Origin of the sequence: Mesorhizobium sp. M8A.F.Ca.ET.165.01.1.1 (assembly GCF_004792065.1) — a bacterium.
Taxonomy (GTDB): Bacteria; Pseudomonadota; Alphaproteobacteria; order Rhizobiales; family Rhizobiaceae; genus Mesorhizobium.
The window spans coordinates 1-310 of sequence record NZ_SRTH01000189.1; the positions used below are offsets into that span (position 1 = coordinate 1).

A 310-nucleotide genomic window follows, 5' to 3' on the forward strand; every position below is an offset into this window, starting at 1 on the left:
ATTGACATTCGTGCCCGTCGGCCCCGGCACAAACAGATCACCCACCGCATTGAAGGCCGTCCAGGCGTTGTTGCCGGCCAGCATCGCCTTGGCGTCCACGCCGGCCGCACGCATGCGTGCAACCGTCGACCCATCGGCGAAGGCGCCGGCGTTGTTCTCCGAGCCGTCGATGCCGTCCGTATCGGCGGCTAAGGCATGGATGCCGCCGACACCATCAATACCGATGGCGAAGGCGATCAGGAATTCGGAATTGCGGCCGCCCTTGCCTTTTGCGCGGAGCGTCACCGTCGTCTCGCCGCCCGACAGGATC

Annotated in this window: 1 protein-coding gene; it reads right to left on the bottom strand. The window is 65.5% G+C overall.

From position 1 onward, the window contains the following. The coding region (locus tag EN808_RS35690; RefSeq protein ID WP_281041871.1) for an MOFRL family protein at positions 1-310 on the bottom strand (310 nt) is incomplete at both ends.